16 protein-coding genes and 1 pseudogene are annotated in these 18,787 nt (G+C 29.7%); 1 reads left to right on the forward strand and 16 read right to left on the reverse strand.

The window, feature by feature from the left end; translation table 11 throughout:
• The 16 genes and pseudogenes from AC1DY0_RS16480 to AC1DY0_RS16555 form a co-directional block, all read right to left on the reverse strand.
• Positions 1-323 (reverse strand): cysteine peptidase family C39 domain-containing protein (locus tag AC1DY0_RS16480; RefSeq protein ID WP_477189714.1); only part of this gene is annotated, 323 nt, incomplete at its 3' end.
• Positions 324-325: 2 nt separating this feature from the next.
• Positions 326-1,909, reverse strand: coding sequence for a vitamin K epoxide reductase family protein (locus AC1DY0_RS16485; protein WP_477189680.1), 1,584 nt, complete (start codon positions 1,907-1,909; stop codon positions 326-328).
• A gap of 3 nt (positions 1,910-1,912) precedes the next feature.
• Positions 1,913-3,190 (reverse strand): DUF6734 family protein, encoded by a 1,278-nt coding sequence (locus AC1DY0_RS16490; RefSeq protein ID WP_477189681.1) that lies wholly within the window; start codon positions 3,188-3,190, stop codon positions 1,913-1,915.
• Between the two features lie 2 nt (positions 3,191-3,192).
• Positions 3,193-4,035: a hypothetical protein gene (locus AC1DY0_RS16495; protein WP_477189682.1), complete on the reverse strand. Its 843-nt coding sequence runs from the start codon at positions 4,033-4,035 to the stop codon at positions 3,193-3,195.
• A gap of 12 nt (positions 4,036-4,047) precedes the next feature.
• Positions 4,048-5,322 (reverse strand): DUF6734 family protein, encoded by a 1,275-nt coding sequence (locus AC1DY0_RS16500; RefSeq protein WP_477189683.1) that lies wholly within the window; start codon positions 5,320-5,322, stop codon positions 4,048-4,050.
• 67 nt (positions 5,323-5,389) lie between these two features.
• A complete protein-coding gene (locus tag AC1DY0_RS16505; RefSeq protein WP_326399770.1) occupies positions 5,390-5,620 on the reverse strand; it encodes a hypothetical protein in 231 nt (76 codons plus the stop codon).
• 542 nt (positions 5,621-6,162) lie between these two features.
• A complete protein-coding gene (locus tag AC1DY0_RS16510) occupies positions 6,163-6,378 on the reverse strand; it encodes a DUF6734 family protein (RefSeq protein ID WP_477189684.1) in 216 nt (71 codons plus the stop codon).
• Positions 6,379-6,481: 103 nt separating this feature from the next.
• On the reverse strand, positions 6,482-6,733 hold the full coding sequence (locus AC1DY0_RS16515) for a hypothetical protein (protein WP_477189685.1): 252 nt from the start codon (positions 6,731-6,733) through the stop codon (positions 6,482-6,484).
• A gap of 203 nt (positions 6,734-6,936) precedes the next feature.
• The gene (locus AC1DY0_RS16520; RefSeq protein ID WP_477189686.1) at positions 6,937-8,250 is read right to left on the reverse strand and encodes a DUF6734 family protein; all 1,314 of its coding nucleotides are present in this window, start codon (positions 8,248-8,250) and stop codon (positions 6,937-6,939) included.
• Positions 8,251-8,318: 68 nt separating this feature from the next.
• Entirely contained in the window at positions 8,319-8,519 is a 201-nt protein-coding gene (locus AC1DY0_RS16525) for a hypothetical protein (protein ID WP_477189687.1), read from the reverse strand.
• A gap of 266 nt (positions 8,520-8,785) precedes the next feature.
• A complete protein-coding gene (locus AC1DY0_RS16530; protein WP_477189688.1) occupies positions 8,786-9,628 on the reverse strand; it encodes a hypothetical protein in 843 nt (280 codons plus the stop codon).
• Between the two features lie 11 nt (positions 9,629-9,639).
• Positions 9,640-10,832, reverse strand: a pseudogene (locus AC1DY0_RS16535) (DUF6734 family protein).
• A gap of 143 nt (positions 10,833-10,975) precedes the next feature.
• Positions 10,976-11,206, reverse strand: a complete 231-nt coding sequence (locus AC1DY0_RS16540) for a hypothetical protein (RefSeq protein ID WP_477189689.1) — start codon at positions 11,204-11,206, stop codon at positions 10,976-10,978.
• Between the two features lie 704 nt (positions 11,207-11,910).
• Entirely contained in the window at positions 11,911-12,729 is an 819-nt protein-coding gene (locus tag AC1DY0_RS16545; RefSeq protein WP_477189690.1) for a SusE domain-containing protein, read from the reverse strand.
• A 21-nt stretch (positions 12,730-12,750) separates the two neighbouring features.
• Positions 12,751-14,355: a RagB/SusD family nutrient uptake outer membrane protein gene (locus tag AC1DY0_RS16550; protein ID WP_477189691.1), complete on the reverse strand. Its 1,605-nt coding sequence runs from the start codon at positions 14,353-14,355 to the stop codon at positions 12,751-12,753.
• Between the two features lie 23 nt (positions 14,356-14,378).
• A complete protein-coding gene (locus AC1DY0_RS16555; RefSeq protein ID WP_477189692.1) occupies positions 14,379-17,354 on the reverse strand; it encodes a SusC/RagA family TonB-linked outer membrane protein in 2,976 nt (991 codons plus the stop codon).
• A gap of 244 nt (positions 17,355-17,598) precedes the next feature.
• Here AC1DY0_RS16555 and AC1DY0_RS16560 point away from each other — a divergent pair, with 244 nt between their 5' ends.
• Positions 17,599-18,621: a LacI family DNA-binding transcriptional regulator gene (locus AC1DY0_RS16560; protein ID WP_477189693.1), complete on the forward strand. Its 1,023-nt coding sequence runs from the start codon at positions 17,599-17,601 to the stop codon at positions 18,619-18,621.
• Positions 18,622-18,787 lie beyond the last annotated feature (166 nt).

Genomic DNA, 18,787 nt, shown 5'->3' on the forward strand with positions numbered 1-18,787 from the left:
TGGCTAGGATCTGATATATAGATTAAGTTTTTCTTGATTTTATAAACAACTACAAAATGTTGGTTGTTCCAATGAATAATACATGGAAGAGGAGATTCATTTTGTAATGTCTCGAAGTTTATTTTTATACCAAGAGTTCGGAATCCTAACGCTTCTGCTGCATCACTTAACCCCAGTAAACTACTCCCTTCACGAGTAGTTTCTGAAAGATTTCTAATGTGTTGTAATTCTATTGTTTTTTTGTAATATTTTGCTACAATGCGCAAACATGTTGGCCCACAATCTTTGGAATCTGGTTGTTTGTAGAAAGGGAAGTTTTTTATTCTCAAAGTACTAGTTTTTTTTCTTCAATTAATTCATCGATGAAATAATTGAGTTCATTAATTTGGTATTCTTTTGGTATGATATGTCCATTAAGAATAATGGCAGGAGTAAAATGAATGGCATTTTCTAAACACCAATTGTATTGGTTTGGGATCATTTTAGTAGAGTATTCAACATGATTATTTTCCCATTTGTATTTCCACTTTTCTAAATCTAGTTTTTCAATATGCCAATCATTTAATGAGGATATAGCTTTATGAACCTCTCCACTCCAATAATAACTGGTGGCTTGTTTGTAAATTAAATTATTTGGATTTTCAGTATTCTCAATATTTATATTAAAAAGTAATTTGATTTTTATTTCATTTGGATTTTTTTTTACCAATTTAACTGCATTTTCATAAGCAGTATGACAATGCCCACAAGAAGCACTTATAATCAAAAATAGAGTTATTGGTGACTCTATTTTGCCTATTATAACGGTTTTCAAATCATTTAACTGGTCTTCGTCTATTTTTTGATTATTTTTTAATAATGCATTGAAAACAAGATAATTTCGTTTTAATTTTTGATATTGTAATTCGGTAATCTCGTACTTATTTATTTTTTGAATTCTATTTTTAAACTCATAACCCCAAAAATAAAATAAGGCAATTATCAATATTCCAGAAAAAAAAGAAATAATTGCTATCGAATTCAATTCTAGGGAGAAATTAAGCGAAATCACTATTATTTGTAATAAAAGCACTACATCTATGCCTAAGCAGAGAAGACACCATTTTTTTACAATAAAGCCTTGATAATAGATTGAGTATAGAATAATTGGAACACTAAAAATTCCAATAATTGAATAAATAAAACTATTTGAATTAAAAGGAGTAAGAACAAAAAACAATGTCAGTGAACTAAAATAAAGTATAGAAATGTCACTTAGACTTGTGTTTTTAAAAACTTTGGCACCATTGGACGACATGACATCTTTACAACTAGTTTTTTCTGTTGCATTGCATATTTTTGAGATGGAATCATTATATAAACCCATTTCTTCTCGCACCAAAAAAAAACTAATAATCAAACCAGTTAGTAAGAGTAAATAATAAGATATTCCTGTAATCAAGTCCTGATTGTTTATTAAAAACAATAGAATTGTTGAGAGTACAAAAACACCACCAATTATTACATTATACTTTTTGTTTGAAGATAATAATTGACTTTCGTTAATTGGATTAGCTTCAATAGCAACAATTATTCCGGTCCAAATTTTTAAATATTCTTCTTTGGAAATTTTTTTTTTGAAACCGTTTGAAAACTCTATAGTTATATTTTTTTTATTTTTTTCTGTAAATACAATCTCCTTTCCTGTGTCCGAATCTACTACCGAAAGAAAAGAATGGGGAATGTTTTCCAGTTCTTCTTTTTCAATTTTTGCAGCAAGATTCTCAATTTCAAAAAAATTAAACGTATCTATTATCGCATACAGACTCGGGAAATTAGGATGAGATTCTAATTGCTTATGGAACCCATCTTCTAGATTGTAATATTGATTTTCTCTTAAATATTTTTTGAGATATGTGAAATTATTCATTTTTTAATTGAAATTTGTAGGTAATAAAATTTGATGGTAGATGCATCTATCCATTACAAAAGAGAATATTTTTTCTTTTAATTCTTCGGTAGTAATATTTTTCATAAAACCTTCGTCTTTAATTATTTCCAAAACGATCATGTTAATACTCATTGGATTTTCAAAATAGTATAGAAGGAAATCCCAATCTTCCATTTTTAATTTATCTTCCATCTTCTTTTGAGGAGAATAATAATATATTTCTATTTCTTCTTCAGTAATTTCATTGAATCGTGTGCTTTCGGATAATTTAAATTCGGTATCCAAAATAATTTCCCAAGAAGTATTCTCCAACCAAGCATACATTTTAGTTAGGAATTCAAAACGAATTTCATCATCTACAATGTCATTCTCAGAACATAGATTGTATTTTATTAAATTCTTATTTAGTTTGTCATATTCTTCCGGGAATTCATACCGCAATCGGTATTTTAGTTGTTCACACATTTCTAGAGACTTTTTGGCATACCCAACAGTATGAATATAAGTCTCTTTTACAGGAACCATATGAAATTTCATAACATTAGTGAATGCTTCATTCATTTCAGATTTTAAAAACTTTATATCTAGATTCTTTTGATTTGCTAACTCAAACCCCAACATTTGTTCATACACCATATTAAAAACTCCAATATCAATCAAATGCAGTTTATCTAAATTAGCATCTATAATTTTAAAAACTTTGTTTTTAAATTCTTTAAAAAAGCCTAAATCATTACCGCCAATTATGCCTGCGTTATATGCATAAACATTTTTTGTTTTTAAGTAAATGGGAAATAAATCCTCTGTAAGATCTTTAAATTTACTAAGTGCTGTTTCCAACACTTCTTTATATTTTGGAAAATTGTATTCTAAGTTTTGAGCAAATAAATCTGCTTTTAATAAATCATCGGAAAGTTTATTCCATATAAAAACATCGGTATCAGCATGAATAAAAGGTTTTTCTTGAAGAGAATAGGTTAGTACTTTTCCAAGTGCCCATAACTCGGCAGGATAATCCTGTAATTCGTTAAGTTCTAAATAAACCTTAGAATATGGGATTTCTAACTTATCAATTAGCAATTCTTTTCCTAGATCGTCAGTGTAGAGTGTAACTTCTCCATAATGCTGTTTGAATTTTAAACAACTGAATAAACAAGAGTAAAAAAAGAGGTTGGTGTTGAGCCAACCTCCATTAAATCGTGCATTCAAATTGTCATTTTCTTTTAAAAAAGGTTTGGACCAAAAGCTTTGAATAATCATTTTTATATTTTTAATCTAGTTTTATTGAAGACTCTTCTTAACTGATTCTCATTATAGTTTAATAATGTTTCAATATTTTCAAAATTCAATAATTTCAGTTCATTCCATACCCCATCATTATCTTGTAAGGGATGGAAATTGCGGATGTATCTATAATTGTTTATATCAAGTGATTTCCATAAATTAAAATAACTGTTAGAGTCAAAATCATTTTTATGTCCCCAATTTGTTATTTTTTGATATACTTCATCTTGACTTCTAGCCCAAGATTGATGGATAAGAATAGCTCCAGATTCGATGGTTTTGTTATATTCGTTTACTCTTCCATAATAGCAAATGGGATTCGTAGTAGCAACCCAACAGTTTTCTACTATAGGTGATATAACCAAAAATCCTTTCTCTAGCTTTTTAAATAAATTTGCAAATTTGACGCATATAGAAAGAGTGTTATGATACTTACTTTTGTCTAAATATATTTCCTCTAATTCATTCATAAATGTGTCAAAATCAAGAAAATATTCATCGCAATCTAATTGAATATACCAATCACATTTTCCCATTTTTTTATATAGAAAATTGCGTTCTTCATTTTCATTTATCATTGGGGGATACAATTCATTATAAAAGGAATCTTCTTCAATTTTTATTTTAAATTCTATGTCAATTGATTTAATCCATTCAAAAAAAGAAAATGGAATTTCAAATTTATTTCCAGACCATGTTAATCGATCCTTATCTATGACTAAAATTATTTCTTGTACTTTTTTATTTTTGTAAACTAATGGTAATGAATATTTCAAGTATTCATAATCGTAAGAAACCAAATAGCCAACTTTTACAACCATCTTTTTTTTAAATTATTTGTTTAGAAAATCAGGTAATAGAATTTCATGTAAAAGGCATTTGTCAAAAACAAACGACAATAATTTTTCCGTTAATTCTTTTTTGGTGTGCTTTGCCGCAATGTCATTATCCAGCATTAATTCTAAACATAGTTCATTGATGGAAATGGATTCTTGGAAATAGAATAAAATGGCGTCCCATTCCTCAAGATTTACTTGTTCTCTTTGTAATGTTTGTGGTGAAATATAATCTATTTTACTAGAATCATTGTCTTCTAAAATTTTAACTGAGGGGTTTAATCTAAATTTCGTTTCGCAAACTACATCCATACAGTTTTCTCTTACATATTTGAAAATAGAAAATAAATATTTTTTTCTTATTTCTGAAATTTCATAATAATCTTTCCATAGTAAATTTTTAGTCCCATTGAATTTTATCTTTTCATATTCTTCAGGGAACTCATACATTAATAGTGCTTCAATCTGTTCGCAAGCATAAATTGATTTTTTTGCAAATCCTATTGCATGAATATACTTGGTGTGAAATGCTGCTAAAGGAAAATTTACTAATGGTGTAAAATTGGAATCAATATTGTTTAAAAATGATTTGGGACTGATTTCTTTTTTATCAGCAATTGCATATCCAAGTTGTTGTTCATAGATCATATTAAAAATACCTACGTCAATTTTATCAAAAAAATGCTCATTTTTATTAATGAATTTTTTAGATCGAGAATATAGTTTTTTAAAAAAAGCCAAGTCAGTACCTCCAATAATCCCAGCGTTAAAAGCTAATATTTTTTTATGTTTGTACAAAGAATTAATTAGTTCTGCAGGTATCCAGTCAAATAAAGTCAAAATTTCTTCTAGTGCTTCTGAATAAATTGGAAAATTTTCTTCTATATTTTGGCAAAATAAGGGTGTATTGATTAATTCTTCTGGGAACTTTTCCCAAATAAAAACATCTGTATCTGCATGAATAAATGGATTGTTTTGAAGATTATAGGCATAAAGTTTAGGAAAGGCCCATAGCTTTTCATTTGTATTATCTAAGTTGTCAAAACAATTTATAAAATTTGAATAAGGGATGCCTAATGTTTTATTTACAATAAATTCTCCTTTAGTATCAGTATAGAGATTTACTTCGCCATATAATTCTTTAAACTTTAAGCAACTTAATGTCATACTGTAGTAAAAATACTTCTCATTTAGCCATCCTCCTTTAAACCGACTGTTCGGATCTTTAGAATTACTTAAAAAAGGTTTTGACCAAAAACTTTGTATTATCATAATTATTTTTTTTAAATTAAAAGAAAAGAGGTTTTTTCAAACCTCTTAAATCTTCTTTCAAATAAGACTAAACTCCAACACAATATAATGAAGGATTTGGTTTATAATAATATAGATTTCTTGGTGTGCAACCAGCAGGAGTTGCTACTTTCGCGCCTTGATTGCTGTAGCTACCGCAAACAATGAACGAGCATGGACTGCCATCAATAAATGACCCATTATATCCACCAGAAATTGTTTTTGCCTCTTCTTTAGATAGTATAGCTCCTTTTACTTTACTTAAAAAATCTTTTTTCATTTTAATAAATTTAAAATTTTTGTCTGCCTACTCATTAGCTTTTCGGCTTCCGCTTTTTAATTTTTTGAGATCATATTTTATAGACATTAATCTCGGGTTTGGTCTCAGGTTGTGCACCCCTATTTAAAATTCTGTTTACTTGCATTTGCAACTGCAAATAATTCAAAATATTAACTTTTTTTATTTATTATGAATGAATCGGTAATCAAAAATATATTATATATCTTATTATTTAACATAAGTAAATTATTAATAAATACTACAACGATGTAGTGTTGATAAAAAAAGGACTACAAATAGTATTTGAGTTTTGTTTTGTCTAATCTTTAAATAAATTGATGTGTAATTTGCTAATTATAAGAGATAAAGGGGCGAAAAAAAGGACGTTATAATTTCCAGTGATGAAAATAACGAAATGGATTAAAAGCAAGATAGGAACCGAACAGAGTAGTTAAGCCTAGTTGTAAAGATAATACTGAAGTATCAAGAGAAAGTTTATTCCTTACAAAAACATATGTATCCGCAAGGATAAAAGTCTTTTTCTAAGGAGAATAAGTAATTACTTTACCCAGTGCCCATAATTTTAATGAATAATCATGTAATTCGTTAAGTTCTAAATGGACCTTAGAATATTGGTTTTCTATTTTATCAATAAGTAATTCTTTGCCAAGACTATCTTTGTAGAGCGCAACTTCTCCATAGTTCTGTTCGAATTTTAAAATAACTGCATAAACAAGGGTAAAAAAAGAAGTTGGCATTTAGCCAACCTCCCTTAAATCTTGTATTCAAATCGTCATTTTCTTTTAAAAAAAAGTATCGACCAAAAACTTTGAATGACTTTCATCTATTTATGATATGGTTTTATTTTGTTACGCAAAGTCTAGAAGAAACTGTATCGTTCTGAACTTGTCCATAAGCTACTTTCCATCCATTAAGAGCAACAGTCGAAGAACAATTGTTAGTCGTATATGAAAAAACTTTGTAGCAAATAGCATAACCACATCCTGATCCGTTTATACCATCTACGGAATAATTATAGCCTCCTGAAATTGTTTTTGCTTCTTCTTTAGAAAGGATTGCTCCTTTTAATCTGTTTAAAAAATCTTTTTTCATTTTAATAAATTTAAAAATTTTACTTTGCCTACTCATTAGCTTTTCGACTTCCGCTTTTTTTAATTTTTAAATCATATTTTATAGACATTAATCTCGGGTTCGGTCTCAGGTTGCGCTACCCTATTTAAAACTCTGTTTACTCATATTTGCAACTACAAATAATTCAGAATTTTAATATTTTATTTTGATCTTTTAAGTAGGTATTAGTTTATTTCACACAGATTGTGTTCTATAATTAAATTTTCTGGAATTAATATTTCTAACATTAGTGCTTTTTCCAAAGTAAAACTTATTAATTTCATTTTAAAATCATTGGGGCTTTCAAATTTTTCTATAAATGAACGGTCAATTACCAATTCGTTGTATAATTCCTTGATTGAAACTGTCTCTTGAAAATATAGAAGGATAGAACTCCACCCGAGCAATTCCTTTCTGTCAATTTCATTAAGTTGTGGGATTAAAAATTCAATAGTTGCATTGTCATTTTCATCAATTTCAATTTTACATTTATTACTGATTTTAAATTTTAGATTAAACAAAGTGTCTAAATCATAATTATCCATAAGCTTATAGTAATTAAACAAAAACTCCAGTCTTTTTGGAGAAATAGAACTCGAACTATATATATTAGTGCCAAAATGATTGTCCAATCTTAGGTTTAGATCTTTATAGAATTGCGGAAAATGATATGCAAGCCTCGCTTCAATTTGTTCTGTTGCAAAAATGGACTTTTTTGCAGAACCGATGCAATGAATGTATTTTGAATAAGTTGGGACTGCGCCAAAATTAATTACTTGTTCAAAATTTGCGTCAACTTTATCAAATAGAAACTGAATTTTTAATTTATTTTTCTCAACTAATGCATAACCTAATTGCTGTTCGAAAATCGTATTAAATATTCCTATATCCATTTTTTCTAAATAAGCGATATTCTCATCAATAAATTGAAATGCCTTTTGTTTCAATTCTTTAAAGAATTCAAAATTTTTGCCTCCAATAACACCAGCATTGTAGGCCAAAATGTTATTGTTTTTTTTATAAGTTTCTTTTATCTCATTTGGAATCCAATTGAAATTTTTCAAAATAAAATTGAAAGTATTAATATAGTTTGGATAATCTATTTCAAAATTTTGAGCGATAATATCAAAATTACTTTCATTATAGTTTAATTTATCCCATAGATAAATATCGTTGTCTAGATGTAGAAATGGTTCTTCTTGCATAGAACAAGAAACCAGTTTTCCAATTGCCCATAACTTTGGATTATAATTATCTAGCGAATTTAGATTTACATGTATCTTATCATAAGGAAGTTGTAATACATCTCTAAACAGCTCTAATCCATAGTTATCTGTATAAAGTTCAATACAATCATAATGCTTTTTTATAGTCAATGCACTTAATGCAAAGCTATAAAAAGCATATTTTTGATGTGACCAACCTCCATTAAATCTTGCATTTTGGTCTTCTGAATAGCATAAAGAGGGTTTAGTCCAAAAACTTTGTATTATTTTCATTTTTTTTTTTCAAAAAGGGAGAGTACTTTAAATATTCTCCCTTTGTTTTTTATATATTATGTTTTTGATTATTTCCTGCAATATTGAAAGTTATTCCAGTACAATGACAAATAGCTGCTACCACACCAAACAGTTGTAGCTTGCTGTAAATAACCTTGAGGGCATTGTGGGGCATTACACGCTTCAATATTATATCCTCCTTGAATTATTTTAGCATCTTTAACACTTAAAATCTCTCCTTTAATTTTACTCAAAAAATCTTTTTTCATTTTAATAAATTTAAAATTCTTCTCTACCTACTCATTAGCTTTTCGGCTTCCGCTTTTTTAATTTTTAAAATCATATTTTATAGACATTAATCTCAGACTCGGTCTTAGGTTGCGCAACCTATCTAAAATTCTGATTATTCGTATTTGCAACTACAAACTATTCGGAATTTTAAAGCGTTTGATTTTTTTTAATTACTGCTATTTATTTCTAAAATCTGGTATTAAAATCTCTTGTAAAGGGCTTAGCCAAAAACTTTGATTTTTTTTTATACTTGTAATTTACTTTTATTGAAGACTCTTCTTAATTGATTCTCATTATAGTTTAATAATGTTTCAATATTTTCAAAATTTAATAACTTTAGTTCATTCCATACTCCATAATTATTTTGTAATGGATGAAAATTGCGGATATATCTGTAATTGTTTTTATCAAGTGATTTCCATAAATTAAAATAACTGTTAGAGTCAAAATCATTTTTATGCCCCCAATTTGTTATTTTTTGAAGTATTTCATTTTGATCTCTAGCCCAAGATTGATGGATAAGAATAGCATCTGATTCAATTGTTTTGTTATATTCGTTAACTCTTCCATAATAGCAAATGGGATTTGTAGTAGCGACCCAACAGTTTTCTATTATAGGAGAAATAACTAAAAATCCTTTATCTAACTTTTTAAATAAATTTGCAAATTTGACACATACAGAAAGAGCGTTGTTATATTTATTTTTGTCTAAATATATTTTCTCTAATTCATTCATAAATTTGTCAAAATCAAGAAAATATTCGTCGCAATCTAATTGAATATACCAATCGCATTTTCCCATTTTTTTATAAAGAAAATTACGTTCTTCATTTTCATTTATCATTGGTGGATTCAATTCATTATAAAAGGAATCTTCTTCAATTTTTATTTTAAATTCTATGTCAATTGATTTAATCCATTCAAAAAAAGATAATGGAATTTCAAATTTGTTTCCAGACCATGTTAATCTATCCTTATCTATGACTAAAATTATTTCTTGTACTTTTTCATTTTGATAAACTAATGGTAATGAATATTTCAAATATTCATAATCGTAAGAAACCAAATAGCCAACTTTTACAACCATTTTTTTTCGAATTATTTGTTTACAAAATCGGGCAATAGAATTTCATGTAATAGGCATTTGTCAAAGACAAAAGACAATAATTTCTCAGTTAATGTTTTTTTGGTGTGTTTTGCAGCAATATCATTATCTAATAGTAATTCAAAACTTAACTCATTGATAGAAATGGGTTCTTGAAAATACAATAAAATAGCATCCCATTCTTCAAGATCTAGTTGTTCTCTTTGTAATGTTTGTGGAGATGCATAATCTATTTTACTAGAATCATTGTCTTCTAAAATTTTTGCTGTGCGATTAATATGAAATTTGACATTGTAAATAACAGAAATGTCATTTTCTCTAACAAAATTAAAAATTGAAAATAAAAACCTTTTTCTTAATTCTGATATTTCGTAGTAATCTTTCCACAATGAATTTTTAATTCCATTGACTTTTATCTTTTCATATTCCTCTGGAAATTCATACATTAATAGTGCTTCTATTTGCTCACATGCATATAAAGATTTTTTTGCAAAACCAATTGCATGAATATACTTGCTATGAAATGCTGCTAAAGGAAAGTTTACTAAAGTTGTAAAATTAGAATCAATATTGTCGAATAATGATTTAGGATGGATTCCTTGTTTATCCGCAATTGCATATCCGAGTTGCTGTTCATAAATCATATTGAAAATACCTACGTCAATTTTTTCAAAATAATGCTCATTTTTATTTATAAATTTTTTAGATCGCGAATATAGTTTCTTAAAAAAAGCCATATCAGTACCTCCAATAATCCCGGCATTAAAAGCCATTATTTTTTTGTGTTTGTATAAAGAATTAATTAGCTCAGTTGGTATCCTGTCAAACAATTTTAGAATTTCTTCTAATGCTTCTGAGTAGATTGGAAAATTTTCTTCTATATTTTGCAAAATAAGGGTGCATTGATTAATTCTTCTGGAAACTTTTCCCAAATAAAAACATCAGTATCTGCATGAATAAATGGATTGTTTTGAAGATTATAGGCATAAAGTTTAGGAATGGCCCATAGCTTTTCATTTGTATTATCTAAGTTGTCAAAACAATTTATAAAATTTGAATAAGGGATGCCTAATGTTTTATTTACAATAAATTCTCCTTTAGTATCAGTATAGAGATTTACTTCGCTATAAAATTCTTTAAATATTAAACAGCTTAATGCCCATACTAAAATAAAAATATTTTTCATTAAGCCATCCGCTTTTAAATCGACTATTGGGGTCTGTTGAATTACTTAAAAATGGTTTCGACCAAAAACTTTGTATTATCATAATTTTATTTTGAAATTAAAAGAAAAGAGGTTTTTTCAAACCTCTAAACCTGTAATAAATACTAAGCTTGACAATATAATGACGGATTTGGCCTATATATATATAATCTTGCAGCTACACAACCTTTTGGGGTCGCTACCGGAGCACCAACATTTGCAAATCCTCCGCAATAAATAAAAGAACATGGTCCAGAGGGATTAAATGAACCATTAACATAACCACCCGAGATCGTCATTGCTTCATCTTTAGATAGAATAGCTCCTTTTACTTTTTTTAAAAAATCTTTTTTCATTTTGATAAATTTGAAATTTTCTTTGCCTACTCATTAGCTTTTCGGCATCCGCTTTTTTAATCTTTTGAATCATATTTTAAAGACATTAATACTGGTTCGGTCTTTGGTCGCGCAACCTTATTTAAAATTCAGGTTATTCGCATTTGCAACTACAAACATTTCGAATATTATATTTTATTTAAATCTAATAGTTATAAAATTATAAAATATATCTTATAATTTAACATAGGTTAAATATTAATAAATACTATAACGATGTAGTGTTGATAAAAAAATTACTACAAAAAATTAATATGGAATTATGCTAAAATCATTGGTTATCTTGTTAGTTTTCAATGTAAAAGAGCAACAATGTGATTGCCGTTTAGGTAATCACATTGTTGCTCTCTAATAATGCTATGAATGTTTTTTTTTAATCTATCACTATTGTTTGCTGTTTTGTGTTGTAATAATTTTAATAGATAGAATCATCACATTGAAATGTTCAGAATTTGATAAAGAGATATAATCATTGCTAGAAAGGAAATACTTCAATACAATTTTATAGCTAGCTAGTTATTTGGGTTGAATTCTTGGGTTTGTTTTAAAAGATAGTTTTTAATATCCTAATAATTCACTAAATAATGAGTTTTTTATAATAAAATAAGGAGCTGTTTTACAACAGCCCCTTATTTTATTAAGTCTTTTATGCAAGTTTGTATTATTTATTCTAGTGTGATTGTTTTGGCAGTATAATCAATAGTCAAAACTCTTTCAGTAGTAGGGCCTGTATATCTAAAGTTACTATCACCATCTCCGGCATTTTCCAATTCTGAATCAATTGTAAAACCATTATCTGAGAAATATGTGTAATTATGTGAGGTACCCCAGTTACCACCACTCGTGAAATCATTTTTTAAAAACTCTCTGAAAGCTTCTCCACTTTTTAATACAATTGCTACTTGATAAGCGTCTGTTCTTCCAATAATTAATGGAAATTCTGTTTCAGCATCACCATCCCACGTCCAACCACCTGGAGTAGCAGCACCAACTAACCAATGAGAAGAAGCTAATGGTACATGGTATGGGGTAGCTTTGATAGTATACGAGTTTGAAATTTGAGGTGTTGAACCAACACCTCCTAAAGTTGATTTCACACGAATATCAATTTCAGATTCTACCTTAGCTGGGAAACCTGCATTAATTAATGCGGAATTAAGTTCTGCAACTGTAAAGTTTTTGAAAGTAGATGTTGAAGTTGCTGCAATAAAAGGAGTTGCAAAATCTGTACCTTTTTTTGCAATTTCTATAGTGTAATTTATTACCGTTGCATCTCCCTCGTAAGTTGCTGGTTCCCAAACTACTGTAGTAGCCAAGTCAGTTTCGTTTTCTTGTGATAATACAATATTAAAATCTGATTTAGGAGAAAGAAGAACAGGTGCTGTTCCTTCTACGATTACGGGTCTGTTTTCAACATCATCCCCAGAGCAAGATATAGCAAGTACGCTTACAAAAGCGATTAAAATTTTATTTAGATTTTTCATTTTTTATAATATTTAATAAGGTTAGTATCCAGGATTTTGTTTTAAAGTTGGGTTTGCTTGAATAGCGGTTGATGGAATTGGCATTAGGTTTCTGTATGATTCTGTTGAAGTGCCGTTTTTTACGCCACCTTTCCATTGCCATATTTTAGATGAACCTGTAAATTTGTCAAAACGAATTAAATCTGTTCTTCTGTGGCATTCCCAAAATAATTCTCGTCCTCTTTCGTCAAGAATAAAATTAAGCGTCAAATCTGTAGATGTAATGGATGATGCACCTGCTCTTGTTCTTAATTTATTGACATACCCTACAGCTGTAGTAATATCTCCGCCAGTTCCTCCTCTTAGAGTTGCTTCTGCATACATTAAGTATGCGTCCGACATTCTAAACATTGGGAAGTCTATATCCGGAATATCATTTCTTTGGGCTGCACTACCATCTGCTTTCTTATTGATGTATTTTGTAATACCATATCCATCAGTAGGGGTTCCTACATTGTTTACTTCAAGAGATTGCCCACTTGTGTAAAAGCTTCCCCTTACATCACCTACTCCATTTTCATCTGGGAATAATTGAACAAATTCTTTTCTTGTTCTTATCCCATTCCATCCACCATCCATTCCTCTGTCACTTGGATTCATAGATCCAACTATAGAAGCGTGCATAATAAAACTCATTCCACCTCCTGTAGCTCTAGTGTAGTTACCGTCGCTTACGATTGGAAAGATAACTTCATCTTGTGCTCCATTGGTATTGTTATCTGCAGAGAATAAATATGCGTACGGGACATCTGCAAAAGAATAACCTGAGGCAATTACATCATTACAAGCAGAAATACATTCTGTGTTTTTGGCTGTACCAATGTAAACTTTGGCATTAAGATAAATTTGAGCTAATAAAAATTTAGCTGCGGTTTTATCTATTCTACCATATTCATTCCCTCTTGAAGCTTTTAAACTAGAATCTAAGTCTTTTAATTCACTTTCCACAAAAGCAAATACTTCGGCTCTTGATTTTTGAACTGGATTGTAAATACCTACTGGATCCGCCTCTGTAGTAATAGGAACATTTCCAAATAAATCCATCAATTGTACGTAATCAAATGCTCTTAAGAAGCGTGCTTCTGCTCTAAATGTTGCTATTTCAGCTTTTAAAGCAGCATCTACTCCTCTTTCAGTTAATTTTTCATCTGTCGTTTGTCTTAAAAACTCATTAGCAATACTAATTTGATAGAATGAGCGAGAATAAGTTCCGTATAAAAACTCATTGACTGGTACCCACGTTTGGGTATTCAAAGTTGGTAAAGTACCGTCTGCCCAAGCGATTATTGCTTCGTCTGTAGTCAATTCTTGAGTCACAAAAAGTAATCTTAAGTAACTGCTAAAATCTCCTCCAATTCCAGAAATATCAGCTTGACCATCTCCATCATTACCTCCAACATACATGCCAGCGTATAATTTTGCTAAAACTTTTTTGTAGGAATCTGGATTTTTATAAAAGTCTTCTGCAAGAAATTCATCATCGTCTTTTGGTGTTACATTCAAGTCATCTGTACAAGAAGTAAGAACCATATTCATTCCTAAAATTACTAGAAATAAATAAGCTATTTTTTTAAATGATATTTTCATTTTATTGTGTTTAAAAATTAGGGTTAGAAATTAGCATTTACACCAAACATAAATGTTCTAGCTCTTGGGTAAACAGATCCATCAACACCAGAAAAGCTTTCAGGATCTATTCCGTTGTATTTACTAAAAACAAGTGCGTTTTGAACTCCTAAAGAGAAACGTAAAGTTGCCAATTTAAGAACTGATTTGTCCATAGTGTATCCTACTGAGATATTATCCAATTTTATAAAAGAAGCATCTTTTATAAAATAATCTGAAGCGTAACGTGATGTCCCATTATCTTCATAAGTGAATCCAGTTTCATAAAAATCAGGGGTAATATTTGCTAAATCAGTATCTCTCCTTAATGCCGCTTGTAAGTACCCTTTGTCAGAACTGATATTGTCAAACACATAATTTCCCAAGCTAGCTCTCCAACTCATAGCAAAATCAAATTTTTTGTAATTGAAAGTACTAAATAATCCAAAAGTATAATCAGCATTTGGTTTGTGAAATCTGTATCTGTCGTTTTGAGTAATTTTTCCATCTCCATCTCTATCTACATAAGCTCCTTGTATTGGTCTTTTGTTGATGTCATATAGTTGTTCGTAGACATAAAATGAGCTAGGATTGAAACCAACTGTATTAATTTTGATTTTATTATTACTCCCTCCAGCAATATTATCACCTGTCATATATCCTTGAAAACCAGGAACTGTTTCGCCTAAACTAGTGATTTCTTGATTAAGGTAAGCCACATTAAAGCCTAAATTCCAGTTTAAGTTGTCTTTTTTAATGATATCGGCATTGATATTAAATTCAATACCATCAGTTCTAACATCACCAATGTTTGCAAAACCTGAGTTTCTTAAATTGGCACCATCAGGATAGGCAATGTCAGCTAAAAGATCTGAAGCTATTTTGTTGAAATAGTTAATACTACCGTTAATTCTATTCTCTAAGAACCCAAAATCTACTCCAACGTTAAACTCTGTTGCAGTTTCCCATTTAATAGTTTCATTAAATCCTTCAGTTCTTGCAACTTGGTAAGCTGTACTGCCAAAAACATAATTAGAATTTACAGTTCCTAATGTTACTCTTCTTAAATAGTCATAAGAAGCAGAAATGTCTTGTTGTCCTGTAGTACCATATCCAATTCTTAATTTTAAAGCAGAAATGGTTTTGTTGTCTTTTAAGAAAGCTTCTTCTCCTATATTCCAAGCAAAGGCAGCTCCTCCAAAATCACCCCAACGGTTTGCTTCAGAAAAACGTGAAGTACCATCTCTTCTGTAATTTATAGTAAGTAAATACCTGCTGTCATATCCAATATTAGCACGTCCAAAGTAAGATTGCAGATTAATATCAGGGTCTGTAGTTACATCTTCCGCAGGATTAGGCTGTCTAGTTTCTCCAGTAGTATATGCTTCCCTTTGAAATAATTGATAGTTGTAACCTCCTGTTAAATCAACTTTAAATTTGCCAAATTCTTTAACATAATTTAAATAAGCATTTAGATTTTTGTTCTGACGTGAGTCTGTATAATCTCTTCGATTACCTAAATTAACCCATTGACCTGAAGAAAAAGTTTTAGGTTGGTAACCGCTAATGCTATTTACACTTGTCTCTTCAAATCCTTGACTGTCAAATCTGTCTATTCCTACTTCTGCAACTGCTCTCAGTTCTTCTAAGAAATGCATTTTATAATCTACTCTAGCATTACCCCATTTTCTTGTAGAAGTAGATCTTCTATTGTTTTGATTTATGCGGGCTACTGGATTTTTTGCAGGTAGAAGAAGTACATCGCCATTTGCGGCTAACCATTCGAAATATCCATCATAACGAGAATCTGCTTGATAAACTGGTTGTGTTGGGTCAAAAGAGATAGCGCTACCAATTACATTACTTTCATCTTGAAATTGATTTTTACCAAATGATAAATTACCGTTAATGTCGATTTTCAAGTGATTATCTAAAAGTACAGGATTTAAAGATAATGAAGTAGTTGTTCTTTCAAAACTTGTGTTTTTTAAAATACCAGGTGTGTTGGTGTTACCAACAGAAAGTCTTGTAGGTAATTTGTCGAATAAAGAACCGCTTACAGATATGTTATTGTCAGTAGTTATTACATCATGAAAGATTTCATCTTGCCAATCAGTATTTGCAGTACCAAGTTTCGCTTTTTGGTTAGCTGTACCATATGTATTTACTAACTCACGAAATTGATCAGCACTTAATACGTCAATCTTTTTGGCAACAGTACTTACTCCAGACTGTGTGTTAAAAGCAACTTTCACACCTCCTTTGGTCCCTTTTTTAGTGGTAATAACAATAACTCCGTTTGCTGCTCTAGATCCATAAATTGCTGATGCTGAAGCGTCTTTTAGTATTGTAAAAGACTCAATATCATTTGGGTCAATAGTAGATAAAATACTTGTTGAGCCATCAGGGACTGCATTGCTTAGGGGTAAGCCGTCAACTACAATTAAAGGTTCGTTCGAAGCATTCAGTGATGATCCTCCTCTAATTCGGATGTTTGCTTTTGCTCCAGGAGCACCTCCTCCAGTAACACTTACGCCAGCTACTCGACCTGTAATTAAGTTTTCTGAAGTAACATTTAATCCTTTATTGAAATCTTTTGTTGATAATACGGTCACCGCACCAGTAGCATCTTTTTTCTTAACAGAACCGTATCCTACTTGTACTACGACTTCTTTTAATTGATTAGAATCTTCTTGAAGTTTAATAGTTAATGAACTTTGAGATCCAACAGTAACTGTCCTAGTTGTATATCCCATATAAGATATGTTTAACACATCTGTAGGTTTTACATTAGACAATTGAAATTTACCGTCAAAACCCGTTGAAGCACCTGAAGCGCTTCCTTCTATTTTTACATTTACTCCTGGAATAGGCTGACCTGATACATTATCAAGTACTATTCCTTCAACTTTGTTTTGGGCTATTGCACAAAACGGAAGTAGGAGTAATAAAAATAACAACTTTCTATAAATTGTTTTCATACTTTTTGTTTAAATTAATTGTTTTTTTTGGTTAAGTTTTGTTTAAGTTTTTTTACTTCGAATTTCAAAATTAAGAATTAATTAACACGCCCGACATGACCGAAATTATACGGTGTTACGAAAACGTGATAGTGTTGAAAACTTTGCTTTTTATATTTATTTTTATGCGAATATTTACAATAAATAAAAAATTATGTTACCTTTATTAAGAAATGATTAGTACAATATAGTAATGCCACATTTTATGAAGAAAAAAATAACTCTAAAGCAAATTGCTAAAGAATTGGATGTTTCAATTTCCACTGTTTCAAAATCTCTTAGAAATAGTCCGGAAATAGGTGAAGAAACAAGATTAAAAGTTCAAGCATTTGCCAAATTTTATCATTACAAACCCAATAATATTGCCCTTAGTCTTAAAAACCGAAAAACCAAAACGATCGGTATTATTATCCCAGAAATTGTACACCATTTTTTTTCCACCGTTATCAATGGTATCGAGCAAATAGCCAATGAAAATGGATACAGTGTAGTTATCTGTTTGTCCGATGATTCTTTTGATAAAGAAGTATTAAACATGGAACTTTTGGCCAATGGAAGTATAGATGGTTTCATTATGTCATTGTCTAAAGAGACTCAATTCAAAGGAGATTTTCATCATATTACAGAAGTAATAAATCAAGGGATGCCTGTTGTAATGTTTGATAGAGTTACTAATGAAGTATTGTGTGATAAAGTAATTATTGATGACAAACAAGCCGCATATGAAGCTGTGCAAAGCTTGATCGATAAAGGACGAAAAAAAATTGCTTTGGTCACTACAGTTGATTATGTAAGTGTTGGTAAATTGAGAACCGATGGGTATGTCAAAGCGTTGCTTGATAATAATTTACCTTTTGATGAGAGCTTAATTATTAAAATTGAAGATATTGATACTTGTGAAATTATTATAGGTAAATTACTGGAAGACGAGGCTATTGATGCAGTTTTTGCAGTAAATGAAATTTTTGCCGTAACCTGTATCAAAACGGCTAATAAAATTGGATTGAATGTGCCGAAAGACCTTGCTGTAATCGCTTTTACTGATGGTATGATTTCTAAATATTCAACTCCAACTATTACTACAGTGAGTCAAAGTGGTGTAAAAATGGGAAATCGTGCAGCCAAAATTATTATTGATCGATTAGAGTCTGAAGATGAATCTGAAGATGAAAATTACATAACTGAGGTGATTGAAACCTATTTGGTAGAAAGAGAGTCTACAAATTAAATTTTTAGAAAATCGAAAGCATTGTTTTTAATTACTTAATTTAATCACGATGTAATTAATTACTTTTGGAATCGAATACTAAAATATAAATCGAATGGATTAAACTCTGTTCGATTTTTTTGTTTTGTCAATTCTAAAATAATTTGCAAAAAAAATACGTACTTTA

It is taken from the genome of Flavobacterium sp. P1_E4, from assembly GCF_056405915.1.